Genomic DNA, 25,398 nt, shown 5'->3' with positions numbered 1-25,398 from the left:
GGGGCGAACGTGCACGGAAGAAAAACCGCCGGCGCCGGGCCGATGAACACGCACGAGCGCCGGGCGACGGCCGGGCTGTCGATTATCTTCGGCATGCGCATGCTCGGGCTGTTTCTCATCCTGCCGGTGTTTACGCTCTACGGCAGCGATCTTGACGGGGCGACACCCGCGCTCATCGGCCTGGCCATTGGCGCCTACGGCCTCACGCAGGCGGTGTTGCAGGTGCCCTTTGGCATGCTCTCGGATCGCATCGGGCGCCGGCCGGTCATTGTGTTCGGTCTGCTGCTCTTTGCCCTGGGCAGCGTGGTTGCGGCGCAGGCCGAGAGTGTGCAAACCGTCATCCTGGGCCGGGCCCTGCAGGGCTGTGGCGCCATCGCGGCGGCGGTCATGGCCCTCGCCGCAGATCTCACCCGCGATACCCAGCGCACCAAGGCCATGGCGCTGATCGGGATCAGTGTGGGGGCGGCGTTTCTGGTGGCCATGGTCGCCGGGCCGGGGATTGCGGCAGCGTCCGGGCTGGCCGGCGTGTTCTGGGTGACCGCGGCGCTGGCGCTGGTGGCCATGGCGTTGCTGTTCTTCCTGGTGCCTGCCGGTGGTGAGAAGGCCTTTCGCCCGGAGGTGAATGCACGCGCCGGTGGGCTGCCCATCGTGCTGCGCCATCCCGACCTGCTGCGCCTGGACCTGGGTGTGCTGGTGCTGCATCTGGTGCTGACCGCGAGTTTTGTGGTGCTCCCCGTGGTGCTTGAGTCGCGGCTCGGCATTCCCCGGGGTGATCACTGGTTGGTCTATGTGCCGGTGCTGATTTTGTCCGTGGCAGGCATGGCGCTGATCATCATGATTGGCGAGCGTCGGCAAATCCTGCATCGGTTGCTGGCCGGGGTGGCCGCGCTGGTCATTGTGGCGGACCTGATCATGGCGGGGTTCAGTGGCTGGCTGCCAGCGCTGGTCGTTGCTCTGTGGCTGTTCTTTGTCGGGTTCAACACGCTCGAGGCGAGTCTGCCCTCGTTGCTGACCCGGTTTGCGCCGGAGGGGCTACGGGGGACGGCGTTGGGGGTGTACGCCACCGCACAGTTTCTGGGGGCGTTTCTGGGCGGTGCCCTCGGCGGCCTGGTCTATGGCCGCTTCGGCGTTGAAGGGGTGTTCATCTTTTGCGCACTCGCCGCGTCGCTTTGGCTCGCCGTCGCGATGGGGCTGCGCGCCCCCACGCCTGTTACCGATCACAACACCACACAAGCGGAGACATCATGACGGATCTGATTCCGCCCCACGGTGGGGTGCTAAAGGACCTGCGCCTGACCACCGAGCAGGCTGAAGCGGCCAAGACGGCCGCGGTGGATTATCCCAGCTGGGATCTGACCGAGCGCCAGCTCTGTGACCTGGAGCTATTGGCGAACGGCGGTTTCTCGCCGCTGGCGGGTTTTCTGGGCCAGGCGGATTACGAGCGCGTGCTCGCCGAGATGCGGCTGACCGACGGCACGCTGTGGCCCATGCCCATCACCCTGGATGTGAGCGAGGCGCTGGCGGAAACGGTGTCGGTGGGGGATCGGGTTGCGCTGCGTGACCCAGAGGGCGTGATCCTCGCCATTCTCACGGTGAGTGATCAGTGGCGGCCGGATTTTGAGGCAGAGGCGCAGGCGGTGTTCGGCACCACCGACCGGGGTCATCCTGGCGTGGCGTATCTCCACGAGCGCAGTCATCCGGTTTATCTGGGCGGGCGCATTGAGGCGCTGGATTTGCCGGGGCACTACGATTTTACCCATCTGCGCCTGACGCCAGCGGATTTGCGTGCGCGCTTTGCCCGCAACGGCTGGCGCCGGGTCGTCGCGTTCCAGACCCGTAACCCGATGCATCGCGCCCACGTGGAGCTAACGTTCCAGGCGGCGCGTCAGGCCGAGGCCAACCTGCTGGTTCATCCCGTGGTGGGCATGACCAAGCCCGGCGATGTGGATCATTACTCGCGGGTGCGCTGCTACGAGCACGTCCTGCAAAAGTACCCGGAGCAGACCACGGCGCTGTCGTTGCTGCCGCTTGCCATGCGCATGGGCGGGCCGCGTGAGGCGCTTTGGCACGCGATCATTCGGCGCAATTATGGCTGTACGCATTTCATTGTGGGCCGCGATCACGCCGGGCCGGGCAAGGACAGCCAGGGCGAGGAGATTTACGGGCCGTATGACGCCCAAGAGATGGTGACCCGTTATGCCGATGAGCTGGGGATCGAAATGGTGCCCTTTCGGATGATGGTCTACGTCCAGGAGCGGGCGGGCTATGCGCCGATCGATGAAGTGGACGAGGCCAGCGAGACGGTCATGAACATCTCCGGCACCGAGTTTCGGCGGCGGATGCGCGAGGGCCTGGAGATCCCGGACTGGTTTGGCTATCCCGAGGTGGTTGCGGAGCTTCGCAAGACCTTCCCGCCCCGCGCCCGCCAGGGGGTGACGCTGTTTTTTACCGGGTTATCCGGATCGGGCAAATCCACCATTGCCAATGCGGTGATGGTCAAGCTCATGGAGCGGGGTGGTCGGCCGGTCACGCTGCTCGACGGCGATGTGGTGCGCAAGCACCTGTCCAGCGAGCTCGGTTTTTCGCGGGCGCATCGCGATCTCAACATTCAACGCATTGGCTTTGTGGCCGCGGAGATTACCCGCAACGGCGGGGTTGCCATTTGCGCGCCCATTGCGCCGTACACTGCAACGCGTGCCGATGTCCGCGAAATGGTCGAGGCGGCGAATGGCGGCTTTATCGAGATCCATGTGGCCACGCCGCTGGCCGAATGCGAGCGGCGCGATCGCAAAGGCCTGTATGCCAAGGCGCGTGCCGGGCAGATCAAGGGTTTCACGGGGATCGATGATCCCTACGAGGCGCCCGTGGACCCGGAGCTGCGCATCGATACAACGGATAGTACACCGGAGGAGGCCGCGCAGCAGGTGCTCCTCAAGCTTGAGCATCTGGGCTTTATCGATCTGAGTTGACCGGTAATCGGCGCGCATTTCGGCGCGGGTCGAAGAAGCGGTAGAGTGACAGGTCGAAACGGGGGTCAGGGACGCCCCGGACCAACATTTAGCGGAGGCAGTCATGGCACGTGGCATCAACAAGGTCATTCTGGTCGGTAATCTCGGGGCCGACCCCGAGGTTCGGTATTCGGCAGCGGGCAGCGCGGTCACCAACGCGCGACTGGCCACGACCGATCAGTGGAAGGATCGGCAGACCGGCGAGCAGCAGGAGCGCACGGAGTGGCACCGGCTGGTGTTCTTCAGCCGTCTGGCCGAGATCGCGGGCGAGTACCTGAAAAAGGGCTCGAAGGTGTATGTCGAGGGTCGTTTGCAGACGCGCAAATGGCAGGGCCAGGACGGCCAGGATCGCTACACCACCGAAATCGTCGTCAACGACATGCAGATGCTCGATGGCGCAGGCGGTGGCATGGGGGGCGGTGGCGCCAGCAGCCATGCCGCAAGCCAGTCAGCCCCGGAAGCCAGCCAGGAGCCGGCCCCGCAGACAGCGCCCGCGGACGACTTCGACGACGATATCCCCTTCTAGCGGGACGCCTCACCCAGGGTGCGCATGGCCGTCTCGATCGACTGGACGATATCGCGCCGGTTATCGCCGTAATCGGCGGCGGTCAGGGCCTGGCCAATGCGAATGCGCACCTGGCCCGGCTGCGGCAGCCGCTGGCCAATCGGCAGGATGTGATCCGTGCCCTCAATCCACACCGGCACCACGGGGACTGGGTGAGCCGCCAGCAACAGACCGATCCCGGGCCGGAGCGGCTGGAGTGCATCCTCCCGGGCACGTTGGCCCTCCGGAAACCAGATCAGTGGATGACCGCGCTCCAGGCAGGCCGCCGCCAGCGCCAGGCTTCGACGGGGCGCTGCCCCGGGATCAATCGGCAGAATCCGGGCGATGTGGCTAAAGGCCCGTCGCGGGGCCGATGCGAACAGCAGACCCGTCCACCCTGCCCAGAATGTGGTCTCTAGTTGTGCTGGCGACAGGGCGGCCGTCAGGGCAATGGGGTCGTAGGCGCTGAGGTGTCGGGGCGTGATCAGGCAGGGCCCATGTTCAGGCCATTCGCCGTCGATTTCGATGTGGGCGTAGCGCCGGTTGATCAGTCGACAGCCGCTCAGCGCCACTCGGGCGCTGGCGTGGCGCAGGGCGCCGCGGGGCGCCAGGGCTCGGCGATCCGCTGTCTCAAGCAGTGTTTCGGGTTCGCGCAGGGCATCAATCAGCGAGCGCCCGGCGCCCTCATGCTCGGCATTGACCTCGGCCTGAATGCATTCCTGGAGTAGATCACGAACGGTCTCCACCCGGGCAATGGCCTCATCCGCCAGTTCGATGCCGGCGCGCTCGCGCAACGCCATGCCCATATCCACCCAGCTGAGTGAGTCCAGTCCCAGATCGCGGGCGAGGCGCGAATCGGGGGTCAGGCGCTGATCGTGAAAGCGCTCGGCAAGGTATTGCCAGGTGGCCAGCGCGGCGCGATCAGCCAGCAGCGCCTGGTCCTCTGGTGCCATATCCTGCGGATCGATGGGGGCCTGCGTGGTATCGGCGCGTCCGGCCACCAGGTCGTCGTAAAGGGCACGCAGGCGATGACGGCGGAGTTTACCCAGCCGGGTTCGGGGCAAGGGGTCGGTGCCCACCTGCACGTGCTGAAGGGCGTGGTGCCGGGGGAGTGTCTGCAGGGCGTGGTCCACCGCCGCGAGCGCCGCGTCTTCGGGCGTGGCCTCGGTGCTGCCCTCGGTCTCGGGGATGATCACGGCCGTGAGGCGGCCATCGTGCTCGAGGACACCGGCTTCGCGGATGGCGGATTGGGCATTGAGGGCGCGCTCGATGCGCTCGGGATCGATGTTCTCGCCACCGGGCAGGACGATCGTGGATGACAGGCGACCGGCGAGATGCAGGAAGCCGTCGTCGTCCATCTCACCGGCATCACCGGTGTGCAGCCAGCCGTCGGCATCAAGAATGTCGGAGGCGGCGAGTGCGTCGTTCCAGTAACCGGTAAAGACATTGGGGCCTTTGGCCAGCACCTCGCCATCGCGAATCTCGATCGACACGCCAGGTAGAGGACGCCCGGCGGTATGAAGCCGCGCCTCGCCCGGGGGGTTGAGGGTGAGGATGGGCGAGGTCTCGGTGAGCCCGTAACCGGTGGCTACCGTCCAGCCCAGCGCCTCCAGCCGGCCACCGAGGGCCGGGTCAAGCGCAGCCCCCCCACTGACGGCGAGACGCAGCCGTGGGGCAAGCCGGCGCATGACCGGCCGGAAGAGCCAGCGCCCCGGATGACGGCCCAGCCGTTGCTGGAGGGATTGGCAGGCGCCGAGCAGGGCGTGGAAGATGTGCCGCCGCGTGGGGTGGCCGGCCGTCACGCGCGTCTCCAGTCGGCTCCAGAGCGCCTCATAGAGACGCGGCACACCGAGAAGGATCGTGGCCTCACTGCCGCGCAGTGCCTCGACAACGCGCGGGCCCACGAGTGAGCGCGGCATCACCAGGGTCGCCCCCACGGCGAGAACGCTCAGCAACCCGATGCTGAACGGATAGACATGATGCAGGGGCAGCGGCAGCAAGACCCGATCCGCTGGCCGGGCAATCGCCTCGGCCAGCAGGCCTTCGACATTGCTGGTGAGGTTGCGGTGGGTGAGGGGGACTCCCTTCGGCGGCCCGGTGGTCCCCGAGGTGTAGAAGAGCGCGGCGATGCGATCCTCATCCTGGGTGGGCGCGGCGGGCGCCGCCTCGTCGTCATCAGCGCCTTCGCTGGCTGCGGTGCCGAGATCCTCGAGGCGATGGATCCGCTCGCGGGGGACGGATTGGGGCAGGCCGAGGGCGCTCGCTTCATCGACGACAATCCGCCAGGGGGCCGCGTCAGTAACGACATGGGCCAGGTCTTCAGCGCCCATCTGGGTGTCGACTGGCACGATCACCCCACCGGCGCGCAGGGTGGCGAGGGCCAGGACGATCCATTCGATTCGGTTGGCTGCGAGCAGCAGAACGCGATCGCCTTCGCCAAGGCCATCCTGTTGCAGCGCATGAGCGGTTGCCGCGATTCGGCTGTCCAGTTCGCGACGGGTTACCTTGATGACACCACGGTCTGCGAAGGCCAGCAGCGCCGGCCGCTCATCGGCGGGGACGCGTTGGTGGATCAGCTCATCAATGCTCGACATGGCCGTCCTGCTCCGTATCGCTAGCGTAGACCCCGATAGACCGGGTGGTCGGCGAGGGCCAGCATGGCGGTGTCGCCGCTGGTGTCGCCATAGGCATGGATCGGCTGGTAGGCGTCCGGGTTCAGGATTTCTTTGAGACGGCGGACCTTGGCCTCGCCCCGGCAGTTTTCGCCGGCAAGATCACCCGTGATGCGGCCGTGGCGGCGCTCGAGCTCAGTCGCCAGCAGCTCAATCCCCAGGCGCTCGGTCCAGGGCCGAATCCAATCGGCGATGGAGGCCGAGATCACGATCACCCGATGGCCTTGCTGACGATGCCAGTCCAGTTGCGCCCATGCCTTGGGGCGCAACAGTTTTTCGAGGTGGTTGAGCGCATAGTGACGGGCCAAAGCCTCGAAGTCGGTGGCCGGCATGTTGGCAAAGAAATGCCGTAGCACATAGACCTTCGCCGTATCGCGGTGGACGCGGCCGACCAGGACCCCCAGCAGCCACGGCGACAGGCGCACGCCCGCCGCCAGACAGCGCCCCACCCCGAACTGCCGTACCAGCAGATCGCTCAGCGTGTCGCGTCGTGTCAGCGTGCCGTCAAGATCAAACAGCGCCAGTGCGCGATCGGACTGCATGGATCGATCCGTTACCTGTTGAGGTTGCATTCTGCCCTGACCGGCCGGGGGTTGCACCCCGCCTGGCCCCGGACGCTGGTCATGACGCGGTGGGGTCAGTAAAGTTCGCTCCACATTCCATTGTCCCAACGGCACAAGGAGCGCCTGCCCATGGCTACCCCGCATATTAATGCCGAGCCCGGTGATTTTGCCGATACGGTCCTCATGCCCGGCGACCCGCTGCGGGCCCGGGTGATCGCCGAGAATTATCTGGAAGACGCGAAGGAAGTCACCAACACGCGCAATATGCTTGGGTTTACCGGGCAGTACCGTGGCCAGGCCGTTTCCGTGATGGGGTCGGGCATGGGGATTCCGTCCATGTCCATTTACGCCTTCGAGTTGTTCAATCAGTACCAGGTCGAGAAGATCATCCGGGTTGGCACGTGCGGCGGCGTGAGCCCGGATGTGGCCGTCCGCGACATCATCATCGCGATGGGGGCGTCGACGGATTCCAGCGTGAATCGCACCCGGTTTGGCGGCTACGACTTTGCCGCCATGGCCGATTACGGCCTGCTCGAGGCGACGGTAACGGCAGCCCGGACAGCGGCGCTTAATCCGCGCATTGGCAACGTGTTCTCCTCGGAGTTGTTCTACAACCCCAAGCCGGCGATCTTCGAGATGATGAAGGCCCATGGCATTCTGGCGGTCGAAATGGAGGCGGCCGGGCTCTATGGCGCCGCCGCCGAGGCTGGCAAGCGCGCGGTCAGCGTGCTGACTGTGAGTGACCACGTCGTCACGGGCGCCTCGACGAGCGCCGATGAACGGCAGAACAGCTTTCAGGACATGATGAAAGTCGCCCTGGAGGCGGCGGTGACGGCCGACTAAGGCCCCGGGGAGCGCAGCATGCGGATCACGATTTTTGGCACGGGCTATGTGGGTCTGGTGACGGGGGCCTGCTTCGCCGAGGTGGGCAACGATGTGGTCTGCGTTGATGTTGACGGGGGCAAGATCGATCGGCTGAACCGCGGCGATATTCCCATTTACGAGCCAGGCCTGGAAGGGGTGGTGGTGCGTAACCGGGAAGCGGGTCGATTGCGCTTTACCACCGACACGGCCGCCGGCGTTCATCACGGGCAGTTGCAGTTTATTGCGGTGGGGACACCGCCGGACGAGGATGGCTCGGCCGATCTGCGCCATGTGCTGACGGTGGCGGGCTCGATTGCCGAGCACATGACCGACTACAAGGTCATTGTGGATAAGTCGACGGTGCCGGTGGGCACGGCTGACCGGGTCCGTGAGGCGGTGGATCGCGGTCTGGCCGCGCGCGGCGTGACAGTGGACTACGCCGTGGTCTCCAACCCGGAATTCCTGAAAGAAGGCGCGGCGGTGGATGACTTCATGAAGCCCGAGCGCGTGATCATTGGCAGTGATGATGCGCGGGCGCGGGACCTGCTTCACAGTCTTTATAGCCCATTCAACCGCAACCACGATCGGTTGATCAGCATGGATGTGCGCTCAGCGGAGCTGACCAAATACGCCGCCAACGCCATGCTGGCGACAAAAATCAGTTTTATGAACGAGCTGGCCAACATCGCCGATCGCGTCGGCGCGGATATCGAACGGGTGCGTATTGGGATTGGCTCGGACCCGCGCATTGGCTATCACTTTATCTACCCCGGAGCGGGGTACGGTGGCTCGTGTTTCCCGAAGGACGTTCAGGCGCTGGCGCGCACCGCCCACGATGTCGATTACGTCCCGCAGCTGCTGCAGGCCGTGGAAGAGGTCAACGACCGCCAGAAGCATTACGTATTCAACCGCATCCGCGAGCATTTCGCGGGGCATTTGAGCGGTCGCTGCTTTGCGGTGTGGGGCCTGTCATTCAAGCCGAATACCGATGACATGCGCGAGGCACCAGCGGGGCGATTGATGGAGTCGCTCTGGGAGGCCGGCGCGTCGGTGCGCGCTTTTGATCCCAAAGCGATGGCAGAGACCCGGGCCATTTATGGCGAGCGCGAGGGCCTGGTGTTATGTGACAGCCCCGAGGCGGCCCTTGAGGGCGCCGACGCGCTGGTCATCATGACCGAGTGGAATCTCTTTCGCAGCCCGGACTTCGAGGCCATGCGCGAGCGCCTGGCCGCGCCCGTCATCTTTGATGGCCGGAACCTGTACGACCCCGATTATTTGGCGGATCTGGGCTATGCCTACTACGCCATTGGCCGGCCGGTGCAGGCTCCCGGCAATCCGGGGGCGACAGAGTAATGGCCGCCGCGGGTTTGAGCGTTCATCCAGTCATCCTCTCCGGCGGGGTGGGATCGCGCCTTTGGCCGCTGTCCCGCGAGACGTATCCCAAGCAGTTCTTGGATGTGGCAGCCAGTGGCCGCACCCTGGTGCAGCAGACGCTGGAGCGCCTGGAGGGCATGCCAGACCTGGCTGCCCCGATCGTGGTGTGTAATCAGGCGCATCGCTTCCTGGTCGCCGAGCAATTACGGGATAACCCCTTGGGCGCCGCGCAGATCCTGCTCGAGCCGGTGGGCCGTAATACCGCACCGGCGGTGGGCGTGGCCGCGCTGCAGGCGATGCGGGATGCTCCGGATGCGATCCTCGCGGTGTTCCCCGCTGATCACCTGGTCGAGGCGCCGGCCGCGTTGCGCACCGCGCTCAGCGAGGCCGTGCAGGCCGCCGAGGCCGGTTGGCTTGTCACGTTTGGCGTGGTGGCTGACCGCCCGGAGACCGGCTATGGCTACATTGAGGCAGGCGAGCCGGTCTCGAATCAGGCCACGGCCCGCCAGGTGCAGCGTTTTGTCGAAAAGCCCGATGACGCGGGGGCGCAAGCGTTTCTTGAAGCGGGCGGGTTTTACTGGAACGCGGGGATGTTTGTGATGCGCGCGTCGCGGTATCTGGAAGCGCTGCAGCAGCATGCCCCGGATATTCTTCGGGGTTGTGAGGCGGCCATGGCCGAGGCCGAGCGGGATCTCGATTTCATTCGTCTGGGCGAGGGCGGATTCGCGCATTGCCCGAGTGATTCCATTGACTACGCAGTCATGGAGCCGACCGACGCCGCGGTCATGGTGCCCCTGGAGGCCGGCTGGAGTGATCTGGGATCGTGGTCAACGCTGATGAGCGCGGGTGCGGCCGATGGCCAGGGTAATGTCCTGCTGGGCGATGTCATCGCCGAAGACAGTCACAACAGCTACGTCCGCGCTGAGAGTCGGCTGGTGGCGACGGTGGGGCTGAAGGATCACGTGGTGGTTGAGACCGCGGACTCGGTGTTGGTGGCGCCGCGGGATCGGGTACATGAGGTCAAGGCGGTGGTGCAGCGGCTGCAGGCCGATGGCCGGGCCGAGGCCGTGGAACATCGTGAGGTGCATCGGCCCTGGGGTAGCTATGAGGGCCTGATCCGGGCTGATCGCTTTCAGGTCAAGCGCATCGTGGTCAATCCGGGTTGCCGGTTGTCATTGCAGATGCATCATCACCGTACCGAGCATTGGGTGGTGGTGAAGGGCACGGCCCAGGTCACTCGGGGCGACGAGGTGTTCCTGCTGGGGGAGGATGAGTCCACCTATATCTCGCTTGGCACCGTCCATCGCCTGGAAAACCCCGGCATGATCCCGCTCGAGCTGGTGGAAGTGCAGTCCGGCAGTTATCTGGGCGAGGATGACATCACCCGCATTGAAGACGTGTATGGCCGTTAGGGGAGGGGGTCCGCGCATTGTTCGCGGCCCGGCGCCCTAGTATTCTTCAGGCCATGACACAGAAGGTTTACGTGCGCACCCACGGCTGCCAGATGAACGAGTACGACTCGGTCAAGATGGTGGATGTTCTGGCGGCCGAGGGCGGCTATGAGCGGGTCAAGACGCCGGAAGAGGCGGACGTGATTCTGCTCAATACCTGCTCGATCCGCGAGAAGGCCCAGGAGAAGGTCTTCTCCGAGCTGGGCCGGTGGCGCGAACTCAAGGCCGATCATCCGGATCTGCTGATTGGCGTGGGCGGCTGTGTCGCCAGCCAGGAGGGTGCCGCCATTGTCGAGCGGGCGCCGTTTGTTGATCTGGTGTTTGGCCCCCAGACGCTGCATCGCCTGCCCGACATGGTGACCCGGGCGCGGGCCAGCGGCCGCTCGGTGGTGGATGTCAGTTTCCCTGAAATCGAGAAGTTCGATCGCCTGCCAGAACCGCGGGCGGACGGGCCGACGGCGTTTGTGTCCATCATGGAAGGCTGCAGCAAGTACTGCAGTTTTTGTGTGGTGCCCTACACCCGCGGCGAAGAGATCAGCCGGCCGTTTGATGACGTGCTCGCGGAGTGCGCCGAGCTCGCCGAGCAGGGAGTGCGTGAGGTCACGCTGCTTGGCCAGAACGTGAATGGCTACGATGGCCTGCTAGAGGGTGACGAGCGCGCCGACCTGGCGCTGCTGATTCACTACATTGCGGCGATTGAGGGCATTGAGCGCATTCGCTTTACCACCTCCCATCCCCTCGATTTTAACGCCGCGCTGGTGGAAGCCTACGCGACGGTGCCGGAACTGGTCAGTCATCTGCACCTGCCGGTGCAAAGCGGCTCGGATAATGTGCTCGCGCTCATGAAGCGCAATCACACCCGTGCGCATTTCCTGGCGCTGGTGGACTCGCTGCGCGCGGCGCGCCCGAATCTCACGCTTTCGTCAGACTTCATCATCGGCTTCCCCGGTGAGATGCGAAAAGACTTCGAGGCGACGATGGAACTGGTCGAGACGGTGGGCTTTGATCAGTCCTTCAGCTTTGTGTTCTCTCGCCGCCCGGGGACACCCGCCGCGCAATTGCCGGACGCCACCCCGGCTGAAGAGAAAAAGACCCGGTTAAAAACCCTGCAAGCGCAGCTGGATGCCAATGCCAGTGCCATTAGCGAGGCGATGGTGGGTCAGGTGGAGTCTGTGCTGGTGGATGGGGTCTCCCGCAAGGACCCTAACGAAATCAAGGGCCGGACCGAGAACAATCGCGTGGTCAACTTCCCCGGTCACCGACGGCTGATCGGCCGATTCGTGGACGTGCGCATTACCGAGGCCATGGCGCATTCCCTGCGCGGCGAGATGCTCGGGATTGATACCACGCGCGAGCCCGATCTGGCCGCGGGCCAGCCGGCCCTGGGCAGTCAGGCAGTCTCTTGAGCGCGCGCGCCGAGGCCATCGACTTCACCCTCTCGCCCCCGGATAACGAGCGTCTGGCCAACCTCTGCGGCCAGTTCGACGAGAACCTGCGCCAGGTTGAGCGGCGCCTCGGCGTGGAGATCGAAAACCGTGGCCATCGTTTTCGCATCCTGGGCGACGACCCGGCGGTCAGCCGGGCCGGCGATGTGATTCGGGCGCTCTACGCCACCACCGCCCAGGAGACGGTGGGCTCCGAGAGCGTGCATTTGCAGCTGCGTCACGCCGAGGCTGAGGCGCAGTTCGATGCCGTGCCAACGCCTGCCGTGGATGACGCGCCCGTCGCGCCGGATGAGGTCAGTATTCAGACCCGCAAGGGGCTGGTACGGGGCCGAGGACCCAATCAGCGGGACTATCTGGCGGCGATCCGGCAGACGGATCTGAGCTTCGGGATCGGCCCGGCGGGAACGGGCAAGACCTACCTGGCCGTGGCCAGCGCTGTGGAGGCCCTGCAAAGCGAGCAGGTCCAGCGCCTGGTGCTGGTGCGCCCGGCCGTGGAGGCCGGCGAGCGGCTCGGCTTTCTGCCCGGGGACCTCGCCCAGAAGGTCGACCCGTACCTACGGCCCCTGTATGACGCGCTCTTTGAGATGCTGGGGTTCGAGCGGGTGAACAAGCTCATCGAGCGCAACGTCATCGAGGTGGCGCCCCTGGCCTACATGCGTGGGCGCACGCTCAACGGAGCGTTCATCATCCTCGACGAGGCCCAGAACACCACCGTCGAGCAAATGAAAATGTTCCTGACCCGGTTGGGTTTCGGGTCCACCGCGGTGGTCACCGGTGATGTCACCCAGATCGACCTGCCACCGGGCAAGACCTCGGGGTTGCGGGATGCGGTGGACATTCTCCGTGATGTCGACGGGGTGAGCTTTACCTTTTTCAACGCCCATGACGTGGTCCGCCACGACCTGGTTCAGCGGATTGTTCGTGCCTATGACCGGCGCGAGGACGATCCGCCGCCGCGCTGAGGCGGCCCATGCCAGACCTGGACCTTCAGAACGCCACGACGGCGTCCGTCCCCGAGCCCGCGCTGTTTCAGGCCTGGGTTGATGCGGCCCTCGCGGGTCGGCGCACCGACTGGGAGCTCGCCATTCGCCTGGTGGATGAGCCTGAAGGCCGCACCCTCAATCACGACTACCGCGGGCGGGATGCTGCCACCAATGTGCTTTCTTTCCCTGTTGATTTGCCGGAAGGGGTTGATCTGCCGTTGCTGGGCGATTTGGTGATTTGCGCGCCCGTGGTGGCTCGCGAAGCGGCCGAGCAGAGCAAGTCGGAAACGGCACACTGGGCCCATTTAACGGTGCATGGTGTCTTGCACTTGCTTGGATTCGATCATGCGACTAGCGTGGAAGCGGATGTTATGGAGGGCGAAGAGCGGCGCGTGATGGCGCAGCTAGGGTTCTCTGACCCTTATGCCTAATGCGAGGTCACAACGGAGCGGAATGAGCGAGGATCAACCGGGGAGTACCAGCGCCAGCCATCGGACGTGGCTGGAGAAGATTGCGCAGGCACTGAAGGGGCGGGAACCCGAGAATCGTGAGGGGGTGCTGCATACCCTGCGATCGGCCCATCATCGCGGTGTGCTGGATGCCGATGTGCTGTCCATGTGCGAGGGCGTGCTGAATGTCGCGGATCTGCAAGTCCGCGAGATCATGGTGCCGCGCTCGCAGGCCTCGTTGCTGCCGCGCTCCGAATCCGTCTGGGATTTGCTGCCTACCATCATCGAAAGCGGCCACTCTCGCTTTCCGGTCACTGGCGATAGCCGTGATGACGTCATCGGCATTCTCATTGCCAAGGATCTGTTGCCTTATCTTGATCCACAGGAGCAGCGGGAGTTTCGCCTGCGCGAGTTGCTCCGCCCGGCGCTGTTCATCCCCGAGAGCAAGCGCCTGGATGCCTTGCTCAAGCTCTTTCAGGAATCGCGTAATCATCTTGCCATCGTGGTGGATGAATATGGCGGCCTGGCCGGGATTGTGACCATGGAGGATGTCATCGAGCAGATCGTCGGCGAAATTGATGACGAGCACGATCTTGATGAGGACACCTGGGTGCTTAACCGCAGTGATGACGGTCGCACCGTGGTCAAGGCGCTTACCCCCATCGAGGTGTTCAATGAACACTTCGACACCCGGCTGAGTGACGAGGAGTTCGACACCATCGGCGGCCTCGTTGCCAATGGCTTTGGCCATATGCCCCGGCGCGGTGAGGCGCTTGAGCTCGAAGGCCTTCGCTTCGAGGTGCTGCGCGCTGACAGCCGCCGACTGCACCTGCTGCAGGTGATGCCGGGCGACGAAGAGGAAGCCGCAGAGGCGCTGGTCGAATGATGATGACGCTGCGGGTGGCCCTCGCCCTCGCGGCGGGTCTTTTGCTGCCCCTTGGATTCGCACCCTATGGTCAGGCCTGGGCACCGGTGCTTGGGCTAGCCGTCATTTTTGCCTTGATCGCCCCGGCGCAGCGGCCATGGCAGGTGCTTTTGCCGGGTTATCTGTTTGGCCTGGGTTTTGCGGGCCTGGGTGTCTACTGGATTTATCACAGCATTGCGAATTATGGCGGCGGGCCGTTGGCCGGTGCCATTGCCACCGGTGTGCTGGTCGCCCTCTTTGCCCTGATTCCCATGCTCGCGCTGCTGCTGGGCTGGCGCGCCATGCGCCGGCATTCGACCTGCATGGTGCTGATGGGCTTACCAGCGGCCTGGGTGCTGGTGGAGTGGGTGCGGAGCTGGCTGTTCACCGGGGCAACCTGGCTGAGCATTGGCTACACCCAGATTGATACTCCGCTGGCGGCGCTGGCGCCGGTGTTTGGCGTGTACGGTCCGGGCCTGGCGGTTGCGCTGGTGGCGGGCGCACTGGCCTGGTGGTTCCTGCGGCCCTTGTCGCTGCGGTTGCTGGCGCCGGTGCTTATGCTGGGGGTCTTTACGCTGGCCGGTTTCGTGCTGGATCGGACATGGAGTGTGCCAAGCGGCGACCCCCTGTCGGTCTCGATTATTCAAGGGAATGTGGCGCAGTCGCGCAAATGGGACCCGGACGAGAGTGCCGACATTCTCTCGGAGTATCTGTCTAAGAGCCGCGCCGTGCTGGGGCAATCTCTCATTGTCTGGCCGGAAACGGCGGTCCCGGCGGTGTATCAACAAGTCGAGGACTGGCTCGAGACACTGGCAGCGGATGCGCAAGGGGCCGGGAGCACGCTGATCCTGGGAACACCCGCAGCCGACCCGGCGGGTGAGGGGCTCTTTAACGCCGTTGCGGTGCCCGGCGAGGACACCCAGTTCTACTACAAACGCCATCTGGTACCGTTTGGGGAATATGTGCCGTTTCGGGCCATTGCCGGCGGCATTCTGGATTTTGTCGGCACGCCGCTGGGTGATTTCAGTGCCGGGCGCTCGGCCGAGCCGTTGCGCGCGGCCGGGCATGCGGTGGGGGTGAGTATTTGCTACGAGGTGACGTTTGGCACCGAGGTGCTGGATGCCTTACCTGGCGCCGAGATCCTGCTGAACGTCAGCAACGATGCCTGGTTTGGGCAGACCGCTGCGCCCTGGCAGCATCTGCAGATGGCCCGAATGCGTGCCGTGGAGACGGCCCGGCCGATGATTCGGGCGACGAACACGGGGGTGTCGGTCCTGATCGACGCGCAGGGCGAGGTGAGCGACCAGGGACCGTTGTTCGAGGCCGCGGTCATCGAGGGCGAGGTGGTGCCCCGCCAGGGAATGACGCCCTACATGCGTTGGCGAGACTGGCCAATGGCGGGCGGCAGCGCCGCCCTGCTGCTGATCGGCACGCTGCTGCGGCGCCGTGGTGTCCGACTGTTTCGCGATGTCTAGACGGGTCCAGTTACACTGGGGGCATTCGCACAATCAGGGGTGTCAGCCATGACGGATTCCGATCAACAAAAGACCGCGGGTGAGCATGAGGTACAGGGCTACGAGCGGATGCTCGAGCGACTTCGCGAGCGCCTTGAGCACACGGGCGAGTCGGTGGGCCAGGGGGTGCGAGAGGCGCTGGAGACCGCCCGTGAGCGCAGCGTTGAGCTGGGGGAGCTGACCCGCGACGAGGCGGATCGCATCGCACAGTGGTTGCAGCGTGACCTCGAGGACGCGGCCGAATACGTCGAGACAGCCCGCGGGACCTACGCGGATTGGCTGCACATGGACTTGCAGCTGGTGGAGAACTGGATCTGGGATCGGTTTTCCTCGGTCGCGGATCAAACCCGGCTCGAGTGGCAGGCCTTTAATCGCGAGCTGCAGGCCGCCTCGCGCTATCACACCGGGGAGATCACCGGGCCCGGGACGCTGGTGTGCCGGGATTGCGGAGAGCGACTGCATTTTCAACGGGCGGGTCATATACCGCCGTGCCCGAGCTGTCATGGCAGTCGTTTCGAGCGGGCCGTGCGCCGCCAGGCTGACTGAGCGCAGGTGCAATCCGACCCGGCGCCGGGGTATCCTCTGGCGCCATGGAAAATCACTACAACCCCGCCACGATCGAGCAGGCCGCGCAGTCCTACTGGGACGCTGAGGGCACCTTTCAGGTCACCGAAGATCCGGCCCGCGAGAAATACTATTGCCTGTCGATGCTGCCCTACCCGAGCGGGCGGCTGCACATGGGGCATGTGCGCAATTACACCATTGGCGATGTGATCAGTCGCTACCAGCGCATGCAGGGGCGCAACGTCCTCCAGCCGATGGGCTGGGATGCGTTTGGCCTGCCGGCAGAGAATGCCGCCATCAAGCGCGGTGTGCCGCCAGCGAAATGGACTTACGAGAACATCGATCACATGCGCCGGCAGCTCCAGCGCATGGGGTATGGCTACGACTGGACCCGCGAGGTCACCACCTGCGACTCGGATTACTACCGCTGGGAGCAGCTGATGTTCACCCAGCTCCTGGAAAAGGGCCTCGTCTATCGGGCCCGGGCGGTGGTCAACTGGGATCCGGTGGATCAGACCGTATTGGCCAATGAGCAGGTGGTGGATGGTCGCGGCTGGCGCTCCGGTGCGCCGGTAGAGCGCCGCGAGATTCCGCAATGGTTTATCCGCATTACCGAGTACGCCGATGAGCTGCTCGATGGCCTGGAGGCGTTGCCTGGCTGGCCTGATGCGGTGAAGACCATGCAACGGAACTGGATTGGCCGCTCCGAAGGCGTCGAGCTGGATTTTGCCCTGGCTGAGGGCGGTGAGCCGCTCCGGGTGTACACCACCCGGCCCGATACGCTGTATGGCGCGACCTACATGGCGGTGGCCGCGGATCATCCGCTGGCTGTGGCGGCGGGTGAGCGCGATCCGGCGCTGGCCGATTTCCTTGAGGAGATCCGCAAGGGCGCGGTCACCGAAGAGGCCATGGAGAAGCTCGAGAAAAAGGGCATGCCGCTGGGTGTTGAGGCGGTCAACCCGCTCTCGGGGGAGCGCATTCCCGTTTGGGTGGCCAACTTTGTGCTGATGGGCTACGGCACGGGCGCGATCATGGCGGTGCCCGCTCATGATGCAAGAGACCATGAGTTTGCGACGCGCTATGGCTTGCCGATTCGTCAGGCCGTGGGGCCGGCCGATGGCACATCAGTGGATGTTCAGGCGGAGCCCTGGACGGCCAAGGACGATCTGGTCACGGTCAACGCCGGGGATTTCACGGGCATGGACTTTCCCACGGCGTTCGAGTCGATTGCCCAATTCCTGGAAAACCAGGGCATTGGCGAGCGCCGTGTCAATTACCGACTGCGCGACTGGGGGGTCTCCCGGCAGCGCTACTGGGGCTGTCCCATACCGGTCATCCACTGCCCGGACTGCGGTGCCGTGCCCGTGCCCGCCGAGGATCTGCCGGTGACGCTGCCGGAGCAGGTCACCTTCACCGGTTTGCAGTCGCCTTTGAAAACCGACGAGGCCTGGCGGCAGGTCGAATGCCCACGCTGTGGGGTGGCGGCTGAGCGCGAAACCGACACCTTTGACACCTTTGTCGAGTCATCCTGGTACTACGCTCGCTACTGCACTCCTGATGCCGATGCGATGCTGGACGATCGCGCCAACTACTGGCTGCCTGTCAATCAGTACATCGGTGGCATCGAGCATGCGGTAATGCATCTGCTGTATTTCCGCTTCTGGCATAAGCTCATGCGCGATCTGGGCTGGGTGACGAGCGATGAGCCGGCCACCAACCTGCTCTGCCAGGGCATGGTTCTGGCGGAGGCGTATTACCACGACAGCGAAGCGGGTGGGCGTGAGTGGATCGCACCCGCCGAGGTGGCGGTGGAGCGCGATGGCAAGGGCCGCGTGGTCAGCGCCCGCCGGGCCCACGACGGGGTTGAGGTGGTGTCCACGGGCTGGACGACCATGTCGAAGTCCAAGAACAACGGCGAAGACCCGGAGAGCCTGGTGGATCGCTTTGGTGCCGATACCCTGCGGCTGTTCACCATGTTCGCGGCCCCGCCGGATCAGGCCCTTGAGTGGCAGGACAGCGGTGTCGAGGGGGCGTCGCGCTTTTTGCGCCGGGTTTACGGGCTGGTGCGGGATCACGTGGCTGCCGGCACCATCCCCGCGCCAGCGCCGAGTCAACTGGATGAGGAAGGCATCGCGCTGCGCCGTAAGCTGCACGAAACCATTCGCAAGGTCAGTGATGACGTGGGCCGGCGGTATACCTTCAACACCGCCGTCGCGGCGGTGATGGAGCTGTGCAATGCCCTCGGCCGTTACGAGGCCACGGACGCCAATGCCCGCGGTCTGCGCCAGGAGGCGCTGGAGGCGGTGGTGTTAATGCTCCAGCCGATTACCCCGCACTTGAGTCATGCCCTCTGGCAGGCCCTGGGCCAGCCGGGTGCAGCGGTCGATCAGGCCTGGCCAGCGGTCGATGAATCGGCGCTGGCCCGTGATGAGGTGGAGCTGGTTGTGCAGGTGAACGGCAAGCTTCGCAGCCGCCTTCAGGTGGCAGCTGACGCGAGCGAGGAGTCGATTCGGGCTGCGGCACTGGTCGATCCCAATGTCGAGCGGTTTATCGAGGCGCTCACGGTTCGCAAGGTGATCGTCGTGCCGGGTCGCCTGGTCAACGTGGTGGCGAATTGAACCGTGATGCTGCCCGCTGGGTGGTTGTGATGATGGCCATTGCGCTGGCGGGGTGCGGCTGGCAGTTGCGCGGGGCGGCTGGCGGTGGCCTCGACGGTACCCCCATTGCCCTGGAGGGGCGTGTCGGTAATCGCATCACGGCGGAGGTCGCTCAGTCGCTCCGGGGCCTTGGCGCGGAAGTCGTCCCATCGGCCGGCGCGGCACAGCTGGTCGTGCAGTTGGACGCAGCGGATACGCAACGGCGTACGGTTGCCACCGGTACGGACGGTTTCGCGACCGAGTACGAGCTGACCTACGCGCTGAGCTTCAGCACCGTGCCAGGCGGGCGGGCCGAACCGAGTGCGCAGGCGTCGCCAAGCCAGACTGTGGAGGTCAGCCGCGCGTTTGCGCTGGAGAGTCTGCAGGCAGCCGATGCCGAGCAAGAGGCGCTGACCCGTGACCTGCGGTCAGAGGCCATCCAGTTGATGCTGACGCGCGTGGGGCGGCGCCTGTAGGCCGGCCATGGCAGAGGCCCGAATTGAAGAGCTGCCCAAGCGCGTTGCCCGGGGGTTGGATCCGGTCTACCTGCTTGCCGGTGAGGAGCCGCTGCTCATCGAGGAGGCCCTGGATGGGCTGCGGGCGCAAGCCCGTGCCGCCGGTTTTGCTGAGCGTGAGGTCCTGCATGTGGAGACGGGCTTCAGCTGGAGCCGGCTCGGCGAGGTGGCCGATAATCTGTCCCTGTTCAGCGAGCGCCGCATCATCGAGCTGCGCATGCCCAACGGCAAGCCGGGCCGCGAGGGCGCGAGCGCGCTGCGTGACTATGCGAGTGCGCCGCCCGAGGACACCCTGCTGATTGTGATTTGTGGGCGCCTTGACCCGGCCCAGCGCAAAAGCGCCTGGGCAGCTGCCCTGGCAGGCGCTGGGGTGATGAGCTATGCCTGGCCGGTGCCGCGTGAGGCGCTGCCGCGCTGGATCGCCGAGCGCGCCCGCCAGCGTGGGGTGAGCCTTGATCGCGAGGCCGTTGCGGTCATTGCCGAGCGCAATGAGGGGAATCTGCTGGCCCTGGCCCAGGAGATCGACAAGCTGGCGTTGTTGGCCGATGGCAAGGCCATGAGCGGGGCGCAGGCCCGGGACGCGGTGTCCGATAGCGCACGCTTTGCGATCTTTGACTTGCCGGAAGCCGTGCTGGCCGGTGATCTGCCGCGCACGCGGCGCATTGCTCGGCGTTTGCGTGCCGAGGGCGAAGAGCCCGTGCTGGTGCTTTGGGGGCTGGCCCGGGAGTTTCGGGTGCTGACGGATTTGCAGGCGACGCAACGGCCTGGTGGCGATCGGCAGGCGGTGTTGCGACGCCATCGGGTATGGAAAAACCGCCAGGCGCGGCTGCAGCAGTTGGCTCAGGAGGCCCCTCGAGAGGCCTGGGCCAAGCTGCTGTCGCGAGCAGCGGCAGCCGACCGCGTCCTCAAGGGCGCAGAGCGGCGGCGGCCCTGGGATGAACTGATAGAATTAGCCAGTGACGCGGCCCGACTGGCGGGTCATGGCAAGCAGCCCGAGGATCTGACATGGCAGTAGAGGAAAAGTCCACGCCGGAGGATGTCCGAGCCCATGTAGCGGCTCTGGCCCGTGACGCCCGCGCCGCGGGCCGAGTGCTCGCGGCGAGCACCAGCGGCGCCCGCAACGGGGCATTGCGCGCCATCGCCGCCCGCCTGCGGGCCAGCGCCGCGTCTTTGCAAACAGCGAACGCCGCTGATCTGGATGCCGGTCGCGAGGCCGGACTGGACGAAGCGCTGCTGGATCGACTAGCGCTTACCGATGCGCGAATTGAGGCGATGGCGAGTGGACTCGAGCAGATCGCGGAGCTGCCGGACCCAGTCGGCTCGATCGCCGAGCTTAACCCGATGCCATCCGGTATCCGTGTGGGCCGCATGCGCGTGCCCCTGGGTGTGGTGGGGATTATCTACGAGTCGCGGCCCAACGTGACGGCGGATGCCGCCGGGCTGTGCCTTAAATCCGGTAACGCCTGTGTGCTGCGTGGGGGCTCGGAAGCCTTGCGCTCCAACCAGGCCATTGCCGAGTGCGTCACCGCGGGTCTGGTCGAGGTGGGTTTGCCAGCGGCTGCTGTCGCTGTGGTGGATACCACCGACCGCGCGGCGGTGGGCGCGTTGATTACCCTCGATGACTGGGTGGATGTGCTGGTGCCTCGCGGTGGCAAGAGCCTGATCGAGCGGATCATGCGCGAGGCGACGGTGCCCATGATCAAGCACCTGGATGGCATCTGCCATTGCTATGTGGACGCGGCAGCCGATCTGGACATGGCCGAACGGGTGGTCATGAACGCCAAGACCCAGCGTTACGGCACCTGCAACACGCTGGAAACCCTGCTGGTGGATGCGGCGGTTGCTGAGGCGCTACTGCCCCGGCTGGAGGCCCGCTTTAAAGCGGCTGGCGTGACACTGCGCGGGTGCGAGCGCACCTGTGCGGTGCTGCCGGATATCGAGGCGGCCAGCGCTGAAGACTGGGATACCGAGTATCTCGCACCGATTCTCTCCATTCGCGTGGTCAATGGCCTGGATGAGGCCATGGCGCATATTGAAAGGCACAGTTCCGGTCACACCGAGGCCATTGTGACCAACCACCACCCGCGTGCGGAGCGCTTCCTCCGCGAGGTGGACTCGAGTTCGGTGATGGTCAACGCCTCCACGCGCTTTGCCGATGGTTTTGAATACGGACTGGGTGCCGAGATCGGGATCAGCACCGATCGACTGCATGCCCGGGGCCCCGTGGGCCTCGAGGGGCTGACAACGCAGAAATGGATTGTCATGGGTGAAGGGCACGTGCGCGAATGAGCACAACAGCCGGCGCACCGGTAGCGCTGCTGGGCGGGACATTCGACCCGGTGCACTATGGGCACATTCGGCCGGCGATCGAATTGCTGGAAGGCCTGGGGCTGTCTGAGTTGCGACTGGTCCCGGGTCGTGTCCCGCCCCATCGCCCGCAGCCGCGGCTGGATGCGCAGACACGCACGCACCTGCTGCACCTGGCGGTCGCCAATATCCCGGGCCTGGTCGTGGATGAGCGTGAGCTCCAGCGCGCCGGGCCGTCGTACACCAGCGATACGCTGCAGGGACTGCGCCGTGAGCTCGGGCCTGAGCGGCCATTGTGTTTTGCGATGGGCAGCGATGCCTTTCGCAGCCTCCCGCACTGGCACCGCTGGCAGACCCTGGCCGAGCAGGCCCACCTCGTCGTGACCACCCGTGGTGGTGACAGCGGCGAGCCGCTATCCCCCGAACTCGCCGAGTGGCTCGCGCCCCGTCAGGTCCAATCGGCGCAGGCGCTGCGATCCACACCGGCTGGCCGGGTGTTATTCCACCCGGTCTCGCGTCTGGAAATTTCGGCCACGGGCGTGCGTCGCCTGATGGCGCAGGGCCGTTCGGCCCGCGGTCTGATGCCTGACCCGGTGTGGGAGGCAATGGCCGATGCCGGTCTTTATGGTTACCCCCAGCAATAAGGGCAACGTGCCCTGGAGGTTGCAAGCGCGCCATGACTGAAACCCTCGCCTCGCCCCAGACCCTTCGTGACCAGGTGGTCACGGCCCTGGATGACATGAAGGCCGTGGACGCCCGAGTCATCGACGTGCACGGCCGCACGGCCATCACGGATTACATGGCCTTTGCCAGTGGCAACTCGCGCCGTCACGTCCGCTCCATTGCCGACGCGGTGATCGAGCAGGCCGGTGAGGTGGGCGTGCGCCCCCTCGGCATCGAAGGCCTCGAGGGCAGCGAGTGGGTGCTCGTCGATCTGGGCGATGTCGTGGTGCATGTCATGCTTGAAGATGTGCGTGAGTTCTACCGGCTGGAGCGCATCTGGGGCGTTGATGAGGCTGAGGCCTCGCCCTGATGCGGCTTGAAATCGTGGCGGTGGGCCGCCGGCCACCCGCTTGGATAACCGAGGGGTTCGAGACATTTGCCGCGCGTATGCCGCGCCACTTACCCCTGGGGCTGCGTGAGGTGAACGCCGGCGACGCCCGTCGCAGCGGCGACGTTGTCCGGGCCCGTGCCCAGGAGGCGGATCATCTGCTCTCTGCCGTCGGGGATGCCCGGCTGATTGCCCTCGAGGAGACCGGAAAAGCCTGGACCACACGGGATCTGGCAGACTATCTGGGCGATGCGATGCAGCAGGGTGACGATCTGGCGTTCGTGATCGGGGGTGCCGACGGGCTGGATCCGCGCTGTTTGCAGGCAGCGGAGCGGCGCTGGTCGCTCTCGGCACTTACCTTGCCGCACATGCTGGTGCGGGTGGTGGTGGCCGAGCAGCTCTACCGCGCCTGGACCCTGCTTGCGGGGCATCCCTACCATCGGGGTGGATCCCCGGATTGTGCCAGGAGGCCGTTATGACCGACCCCACTGCTATTGACCTGTTCCTCGCCTCCGCCTCACCGCGTCGGCGCGAGATACTCGAGCGCATGGGCGTGCGCTTTGAGGTACTCACCCAGCAGGCGGAGGAGATTGTGCATGCCGATGAAACGCCCGAGGTCTTTGTGGTTCGCCTGGCGCTCGAGAAGGCGCGCTCGGGGCTTGCCGCACGGCCGGCGGGCGCCACCACACCGGTCCTCGGTGCCGACACGGCCGTGGTCGTTGATGACACCATCCTGGGCAAACCCCGGGATCGGGCGGAGGCAACCGCCATGCTGGAGCAACTGAGCGGTCGCAGCCATCGTGTGCTCACCGGCGTGGCGCTGGTGGACGGGGAGCGGGAGTCGACCCGGCTCTCGCTGAGTACCGTGACCCTGCGCGATCTGGACGCCGCGGAGATCGAGCGCTACTGGGCCAGTGGCGAACCGGCTGGCAAGGCGGGCGCCTATGCCATTCAGGGCCGGGGCGGGGTATTCGTCGAGCAACTGGAGGGCAGTTACACCGGCGTGATGGGCCTGCCCATGTTCGAGACCCATGATCTGCTCAGCGATTTCGGGATTGCGTACCAGGGGCACTGGCCGGCGGAGTCGTGAGTCAGGAGCTTCTGGTCAACATGACCCCGCGCGAGACGCGGGTTGCGGTGCTTGATAACGGCAGTCTGCAGGAGATTCACATCGAGCGTGCCCGCCGGCGCGGCTTGGTGGGCAACATCTATCTGGGTGAGGTCTCGCGGGTGCTGCCCGGCATGCAGGCGGCCTTTGTTAACGCCGGGCTGAGTCGCACGGCGTTTTTGCATGCCTCGGACATTCATGCGGCTGGGGCGGCCACGGGCAACACGTCGGCCAGCGAGGCCCCGATCCAGCAGCTGATTAGCGAGCAGCAGCGCGTGCTGGTGCAGGTCTTAAAAGACCCGATGGGGAGCAAGGGCGCACGGCTGACCACACAGATCACGATCCCGTCACGCTATCTGGTGCTAAGTGCCAATAATCCGGGCATCGGTGTGTCGGCGCGCATCGAGGACCCAGACGAGCGCGCCCGCCTGCGCGCGGTAACGGAAGCCATGCTGGGACCGGACTGCCCGGACGGCTGCATCCTGCGCACAGCGGCTGAGGGCGCAGACGACGAAGCCTTGGCCCGGGATTGGCAATTCCTGCAGCGATTGTGGGCGGCCATCCAGCACCGTGGTGAGGCCGCGCAGCCCGCCACGCTATTACACGAGGATCTGCCGCTGATGCTGCGGGTGGTGCGCGACCTGGCCGGAGAAGAGGTCGAGCGGGTACGGATCGACTCCCGCGAGGGGTACGCCCGGATACTGGATTTCAGCGAGGCGTTTCTGCCTGATGCCCGCTCGCGCCTGGAGCACTATCCGGGCGAGCGGCCGATCTTCGATCTCTACGGCGTTGAGGATGAGATCCAGCGGGCACTCCAGCGCCGGGTCACGCTGAAATCCGGTGGTTATCTGATCATTGACCAAACCGAGGCGATGACCACCATCGACGTCAATACCGGCGGTTATGTCGGCCACCGCACGCTTGAGGAGACGATCTTCAAGACCAACCTGGAGGCCGCCCAGGCCATTGGACGCCATCTGCGACTGCGCAACCTCGGAGGCATCATCATCGTTGATTTTATCGACATGGTGGATAGCGAGCATCAGCGCCAGGTCCTGCGAGCGCTTGAAAAGGGGGTGGAGCGGGATCATGCCAGTACCCAGATCAGCGGTGTCTCGGCGCTTGGCCTGGTGGAGATGACACGTAAGCGGACGCGCGAGTCGCTGCAGCATCTGCTGTGTGACGAGTGCCCAACCTGTGGTGGGCGTGGGTTTTTGAAAAGCGCCGAGACCGTGGTCCATGAGATCGCTCGCGAGATTCTGCGGGCGGCCCGCCAGTTCGAGGTAACGCGGCTGCTTGTGCTGGCCGCGCAGGAGGTTGTCGATCGGGCCATCGACGAGGAAAGCGACAGTTTTGCGGAGCTTGAGACCTTTATCGGCCGGCCCATCAAATTCCAGGCAGAGCCGCTGTACAGCCCCGAGCAGTTTGATGTGGTGCTGATGTAGG

Annotated in this window: 23 protein-coding genes; 21 read left to right on the top strand and 2 right to left on the bottom strand. The window is 65.3% G+C overall.

The features are described 5' to 3' along the window. Positions 1 to 42: 42 nt before the first annotated feature. The 3 genes from SPISAL_RS07445 to ssb all read left to right on the top strand — a co-directional run bounded on the left by SPISAL_RS07445 (position 43) and on the right by ssb (position 3,534). Positions 43 to 1,248: an MFS transporter gene (locus tag SPISAL_RS07445; protein WP_016353867.1), complete on the top strand. Its 1,206-nt coding sequence runs from the start codon at positions 43 to 45 to the stop codon at positions 1,246 to 1,248. Next, positions 1,245 to 2,969 (top strand): bifunctional sulfate adenylyltransferase/adenylylsulfate kinase, encoded by a 1,725-nt coding sequence (locus SPISAL_RS07440; RefSeq protein WP_016353866.1) that lies wholly within the window; start codon positions 1,245 to 1,247, stop codon positions 2,967 to 2,969. Before SPISAL_RS07445 ends, SPISAL_RS07440 begins: the two co-directional genes overlap by 4 nt. A gap of 103 nt (positions 2,970 to 3,072) precedes the next feature. Continuing rightward, positions 3,073 to 3,534 (top strand): single-stranded DNA-binding protein, encoded by a 462-nt coding sequence (gene ssb / locus SPISAL_RS07435; RefSeq protein WP_016353865.1) that lies wholly within the window; start codon positions 3,073 to 3,075, stop codon positions 3,532 to 3,534. Here the strand turns inward: ssb and SPISAL_RS07430 are convergent. Together SPISAL_RS07430 and SPISAL_RS07425 are read right to left on the bottom strand one after the other, a co-directional pair. After that, positions 3,531 to 6,146, bottom strand: coding sequence for an AMP-binding protein (locus SPISAL_RS07430; RefSeq protein WP_016353864.1), 2,616 nt, complete (start codon positions 6,144 to 6,146; stop codon positions 3,531 to 3,533). The two genes, ssb and SPISAL_RS07430, sit on opposite strands and share 4 nt — an antisense overlap. Before the next feature lie 20 nt (positions 6,147 to 6,166). Continuing rightward, positions 6,167 to 6,766 (bottom strand): HAD-IB family hydrolase, encoded by a 600-nt coding sequence (locus SPISAL_RS07425; RefSeq protein WP_016353863.1) that lies wholly within the window; start codon positions 6,764 to 6,766, stop codon positions 6,167 to 6,169. Between the two features lie 150 nt (positions 6,767 to 6,916). On the opposite strand from SPISAL_RS07425, the gene deoD reads away from it, so the two are divergent. The 18 genes from deoD to rng are packed head-to-tail and all read left to right on the top strand — an operon-like array spanning position 6,917 to position 25,397. After that, positions 6,917 to 7,630, top strand: coding sequence for a purine-nucleoside phosphorylase (deoD, locus tag SPISAL_RS07420; protein WP_016353862.1), 714 nt, complete (start codon positions 6,917 to 6,919; stop codon positions 7,628 to 7,630). An 18-nt stretch (positions 7,631 to 7,648) separates the two neighbouring features. Then, positions 7,649 to 9,004, top strand: coding sequence for a UDP-glucose dehydrogenase family protein (locus SPISAL_RS07415; RefSeq protein ID WP_016353861.1), 1,356 nt, complete (start codon positions 7,649 to 7,651; stop codon positions 9,002 to 9,004). Next, positions 9,004 to 10,437, top strand: coding sequence for a mannose-1-phosphate guanylyltransferase/mannose-6-phosphate isomerase (locus SPISAL_RS07410; protein WP_016353860.1), 1,434 nt, complete (start codon positions 9,004 to 9,006; stop codon positions 10,435 to 10,437). The genes SPISAL_RS07415 and SPISAL_RS07410 overlap by 1 nt, the downstream gene beginning before the upstream one ends. Before the next feature lie 53 nt (positions 10,438 to 10,490). After that, complete coding sequence (miaB, locus tag SPISAL_RS07405; RefSeq protein WP_051111900.1) at positions 10,491 to 11,882, top strand: tRNA (N6-isopentenyl adenosine(37)-C2)-methylthiotransferase MiaB; 1,392 nt, start codon at positions 10,491 to 10,493, stop codon at positions 11,880 to 11,882. Next, positions 11,879 to 12,883, top strand: coding sequence for a PhoH family protein (locus SPISAL_RS07400; protein WP_016353858.1), 1,005 nt, complete (start codon positions 11,879 to 11,881; stop codon positions 12,881 to 12,883). The genes miaB and SPISAL_RS07400 overlap by 4 nt, the downstream gene beginning before the upstream one ends. Positions 12,884 to 12,891: 8 nt before the next feature. Next, positions 12,892 to 13,335 (top strand): rRNA maturation RNase YbeY, encoded by a 444-nt coding sequence (gene ybeY / locus SPISAL_RS07395; protein ID WP_016353857.1) that lies wholly within the window; start codon positions 12,892 to 12,894, stop codon positions 13,333 to 13,335. Positions 13,336 to 13,357: 22 nt separating this feature from the next. Next, a complete protein-coding gene (locus SPISAL_RS07390) occupies positions 13,358 to 14,239 on the top strand; it encodes a CorC family transporter (RefSeq protein WP_016353856.1) in 882 nt (293 codons plus the stop codon). Next, positions 14,236 to 15,732 (top strand): apolipoprotein N-acyltransferase, encoded by a 1,497-nt coding sequence (lnt, locus tag SPISAL_RS07385; RefSeq protein ID WP_016353855.1) that lies wholly within the window; start codon positions 14,236 to 14,238, stop codon positions 15,730 to 15,732. Before SPISAL_RS07390 ends, lnt begins: the two co-directional genes overlap by 4 nt. 48 nt (positions 15,733 to 15,780) lie before the next feature. After that, on the top strand, positions 15,781 to 16,317 hold the full coding sequence (locus SPISAL_RS07380) for a zinc ribbon-containing protein (RefSeq protein WP_016353854.1): 537 nt from the start codon (positions 15,781 to 15,783) through the stop codon (positions 16,315 to 16,317). Between the two features lie 44 nt (positions 16,318 to 16,361). Then, the gene (leuS, locus tag SPISAL_RS07375) at positions 16,362 to 18,953 is read left to right on the top strand and encodes a leucine--tRNA ligase (protein ID WP_016353853.1); all 2,592 of its coding nucleotides are present in this window, start codon (positions 16,362 to 16,364) and stop codon (positions 18,951 to 18,953) included. Further along, positions 18,950 to 19,447 (top strand): LPS-assembly lipoprotein LptE, encoded by a 498-nt coding sequence (locus tag SPISAL_RS07370; protein ID WP_016353852.1) that lies wholly within the window; start codon positions 18,950 to 18,952, stop codon positions 19,445 to 19,447. The genes leuS and SPISAL_RS07370 overlap by 4 nt, the downstream gene beginning before the upstream one ends. A gap of 7 nt (positions 19,448 to 19,454) precedes the next feature. After that, positions 19,455 to 20,501 (top strand): DNA polymerase III subunit delta, encoded by a 1,047-nt coding sequence (gene holA / locus SPISAL_RS07365; protein ID WP_016353851.1) that lies wholly within the window; start codon positions 19,455 to 19,457, stop codon positions 20,499 to 20,501. Then, entirely contained in the window at positions 20,492 to 21,775 is a 1,284-nt protein-coding gene (locus SPISAL_RS07360) for a glutamate-5-semialdehyde dehydrogenase (protein WP_016353850.1), read from the top strand. The genes holA and SPISAL_RS07360 overlap by 10 nt, the downstream gene beginning before the upstream one ends. Continuing rightward, positions 21,772 to 22,437 (top strand): nicotinate-nucleotide adenylyltransferase, encoded by a 666-nt coding sequence (nadD, locus tag SPISAL_RS07355; protein WP_016353849.1) that lies wholly within the window; start codon positions 21,772 to 21,774, stop codon positions 22,435 to 22,437. Before SPISAL_RS07360 ends, nadD begins: the two co-directional genes overlap by 4 nt. Positions 22,438 to 22,469: 32 nt before the next feature. Next, positions 22,470 to 22,826 carry a ribosome silencing factor gene (gene rsfS, locus SPISAL_RS07350; protein WP_016353848.1) on the top strand — a complete coding sequence of 119 codons (357 nt, stop codon included), beginning with the start codon at positions 22,470 to 22,472 and terminating at the stop codon, positions 22,824 to 22,826. After that, complete coding sequence (gene rlmH, locus SPISAL_RS07345; protein WP_016353847.1) at positions 22,826 to 23,323, top strand: 23S rRNA (pseudouridine(1915)-N(3))-methyltransferase RlmH; 498 nt, start codon at positions 22,826 to 22,828, stop codon at positions 23,321 to 23,323. Before rsfS ends, rlmH begins: the two co-directional genes overlap by 1 nt. Further along, positions 23,320 to 23,934, top strand: coding sequence for a Maf family protein (locus SPISAL_RS07340; protein ID WP_016353846.1), 615 nt, complete (start codon positions 23,320 to 23,322; stop codon positions 23,932 to 23,934). Before rlmH ends, SPISAL_RS07340 begins: the two co-directional genes overlap by 4 nt. Continuing rightward, complete coding sequence (rng, locus tag SPISAL_RS07335) at positions 23,931 to 25,397, top strand: ribonuclease G (RefSeq protein WP_016353845.1); 1,467 nt, start codon at positions 23,931 to 23,933, stop codon at positions 25,395 to 25,397. Before SPISAL_RS07340 ends, rng begins: the two co-directional genes overlap by 4 nt. Position 25,398 lies beyond the last annotated feature (1 nt).

It is taken from the genome of Spiribacter salinus M19-40 (assembly GCF_000319575.2).
GTDB classification, from domain to species: Bacteria; Pseudomonadota; Gammaproteobacteria; order Nitrococcales; family Nitrococcaceae; genus Spiribacter; species Spiribacter salinus.
The sequence above is the reverse complement of the archived record's forward strand: the minus strand, read 5'-3'. Positions and strand labels throughout refer to the sequence as shown.

Excerpts from the sequence above, each read along its gene's own strand:
- leuS (WP_016353853.1), top strand. The coding sequence starts at position 16,362 with ATGGAAAATCACTACAACCCCGCCACGATCGAGCAGGCCGCGCAGTCC.
- lnt (WP_016353855.1), top strand. The coding sequence starts at position 14,236 with ATGATGATGACGCTGCGGGTGGCCCTCGCCCTCGCGGCGGGTCTTTTG.
- rlmH (WP_016353847.1), top strand. The coding sequence starts at position 22,826 with ATGCGGCTTGAAATCGTGGCGGTGGGCCGCCGGCCACCCGCTTGGATA.
- deoD (WP_016353862.1), top strand. The coding sequence starts at position 6,917 with ATGGCTACCCCGCATATTAATGCCGAGCCCGGTGATTTTGCCGATACG.
- SPISAL_RS07425 (WP_016353863.1), bottom strand. The coding sequence starts at position 6,766 with ATGCAGTCCGATCGCGCACTGGCGCTGTTTGATCTTGACGGCACGCTG.
- nadD (WP_016353849.1), top strand. The coding sequence starts at position 21,772 with ATGAGCACAACAGCCGGCGCACCGGTAGCGCTGCTGGGCGGGACATTC.
- SPISAL_RS07440 (WP_016353866.1), top strand. The coding sequence starts at position 1,245 with ATGACGGATCTGATTCCGCCCCACGGTGGGGTGCTAAAGGACCTGCGC.
- SPISAL_RS07415 (WP_016353861.1), top strand. The coding sequence starts at position 7,649 with ATGCGGATCACGATTTTTGGCACGGGCTATGTGGGTCTGGTGACGGGG.
- SPISAL_RS07390 (WP_016353856.1), top strand. The coding sequence starts at position 13,358 with ATGAGCGAGGATCAACCGGGGAGTACCAGCGCCAGCCATCGGACGTGG.
- rsfS (WP_016353848.1), top strand. The coding sequence starts at position 22,470 with ATGACTGAAACCCTCGCCTCGCCCCAGACCCTTCGTGACCAGGTGGTC.
- SPISAL_RS07360 (WP_016353850.1), top strand. The coding sequence starts at position 20,492 with ATGGCAGTAGAGGAAAAGTCCACGCCGGAGGATGTCCGAGCCCATGTA.
- SPISAL_RS07410 (WP_016353860.1), top strand. The coding sequence starts at position 9,004 with ATGGCCGCCGCGGGTTTGAGCGTTCATCCAGTCATCCTCTCCGGCGGG.
- miaB (WP_051111900.1), top strand. The coding sequence starts at position 10,491 with ATGACACAGAAGGTTTACGTGCGCACCCACGGCTGCCAGATGAACGAG.
- ybeY (WP_016353857.1), top strand. The coding sequence starts at position 12,892 with ATGCCAGACCTGGACCTTCAGAACGCCACGACGGCGTCCGTCCCCGAG.
- holA (WP_016353851.1), top strand. The coding sequence starts at position 19,455 with ATGGCAGAGGCCCGAATTGAAGAGCTGCCCAAGCGCGTTGCCCGGGGG.
- ssb (WP_016353865.1), top strand. The coding sequence starts at position 3,073 with ATGGCACGTGGCATCAACAAGGTCATTCTGGTCGGTAATCTCGGGGCC.
- SPISAL_RS07340 (WP_016353846.1), top strand. The coding sequence starts at position 23,320 with ATGACCGACCCCACTGCTATTGACCTGTTCCTCGCCTCCGCCTCACCG.
- SPISAL_RS07445 (WP_016353867.1), top strand. The coding sequence starts at position 43 with ATGAACACGCACGAGCGCCGGGCGACGGCCGGGCTGTCGATTATCTTC.
- SPISAL_RS07380 (WP_016353854.1), top strand. The coding sequence starts at position 15,781 with ATGACGGATTCCGATCAACAAAAGACCGCGGGTGAGCATGAGGTACAG.
- SPISAL_RS07430 (WP_016353864.1), bottom strand. The coding sequence starts at position 6,146 with ATGTCGAGCATTGATGAGCTGATCCACCAACGCGTCCCCGCCGATGAG.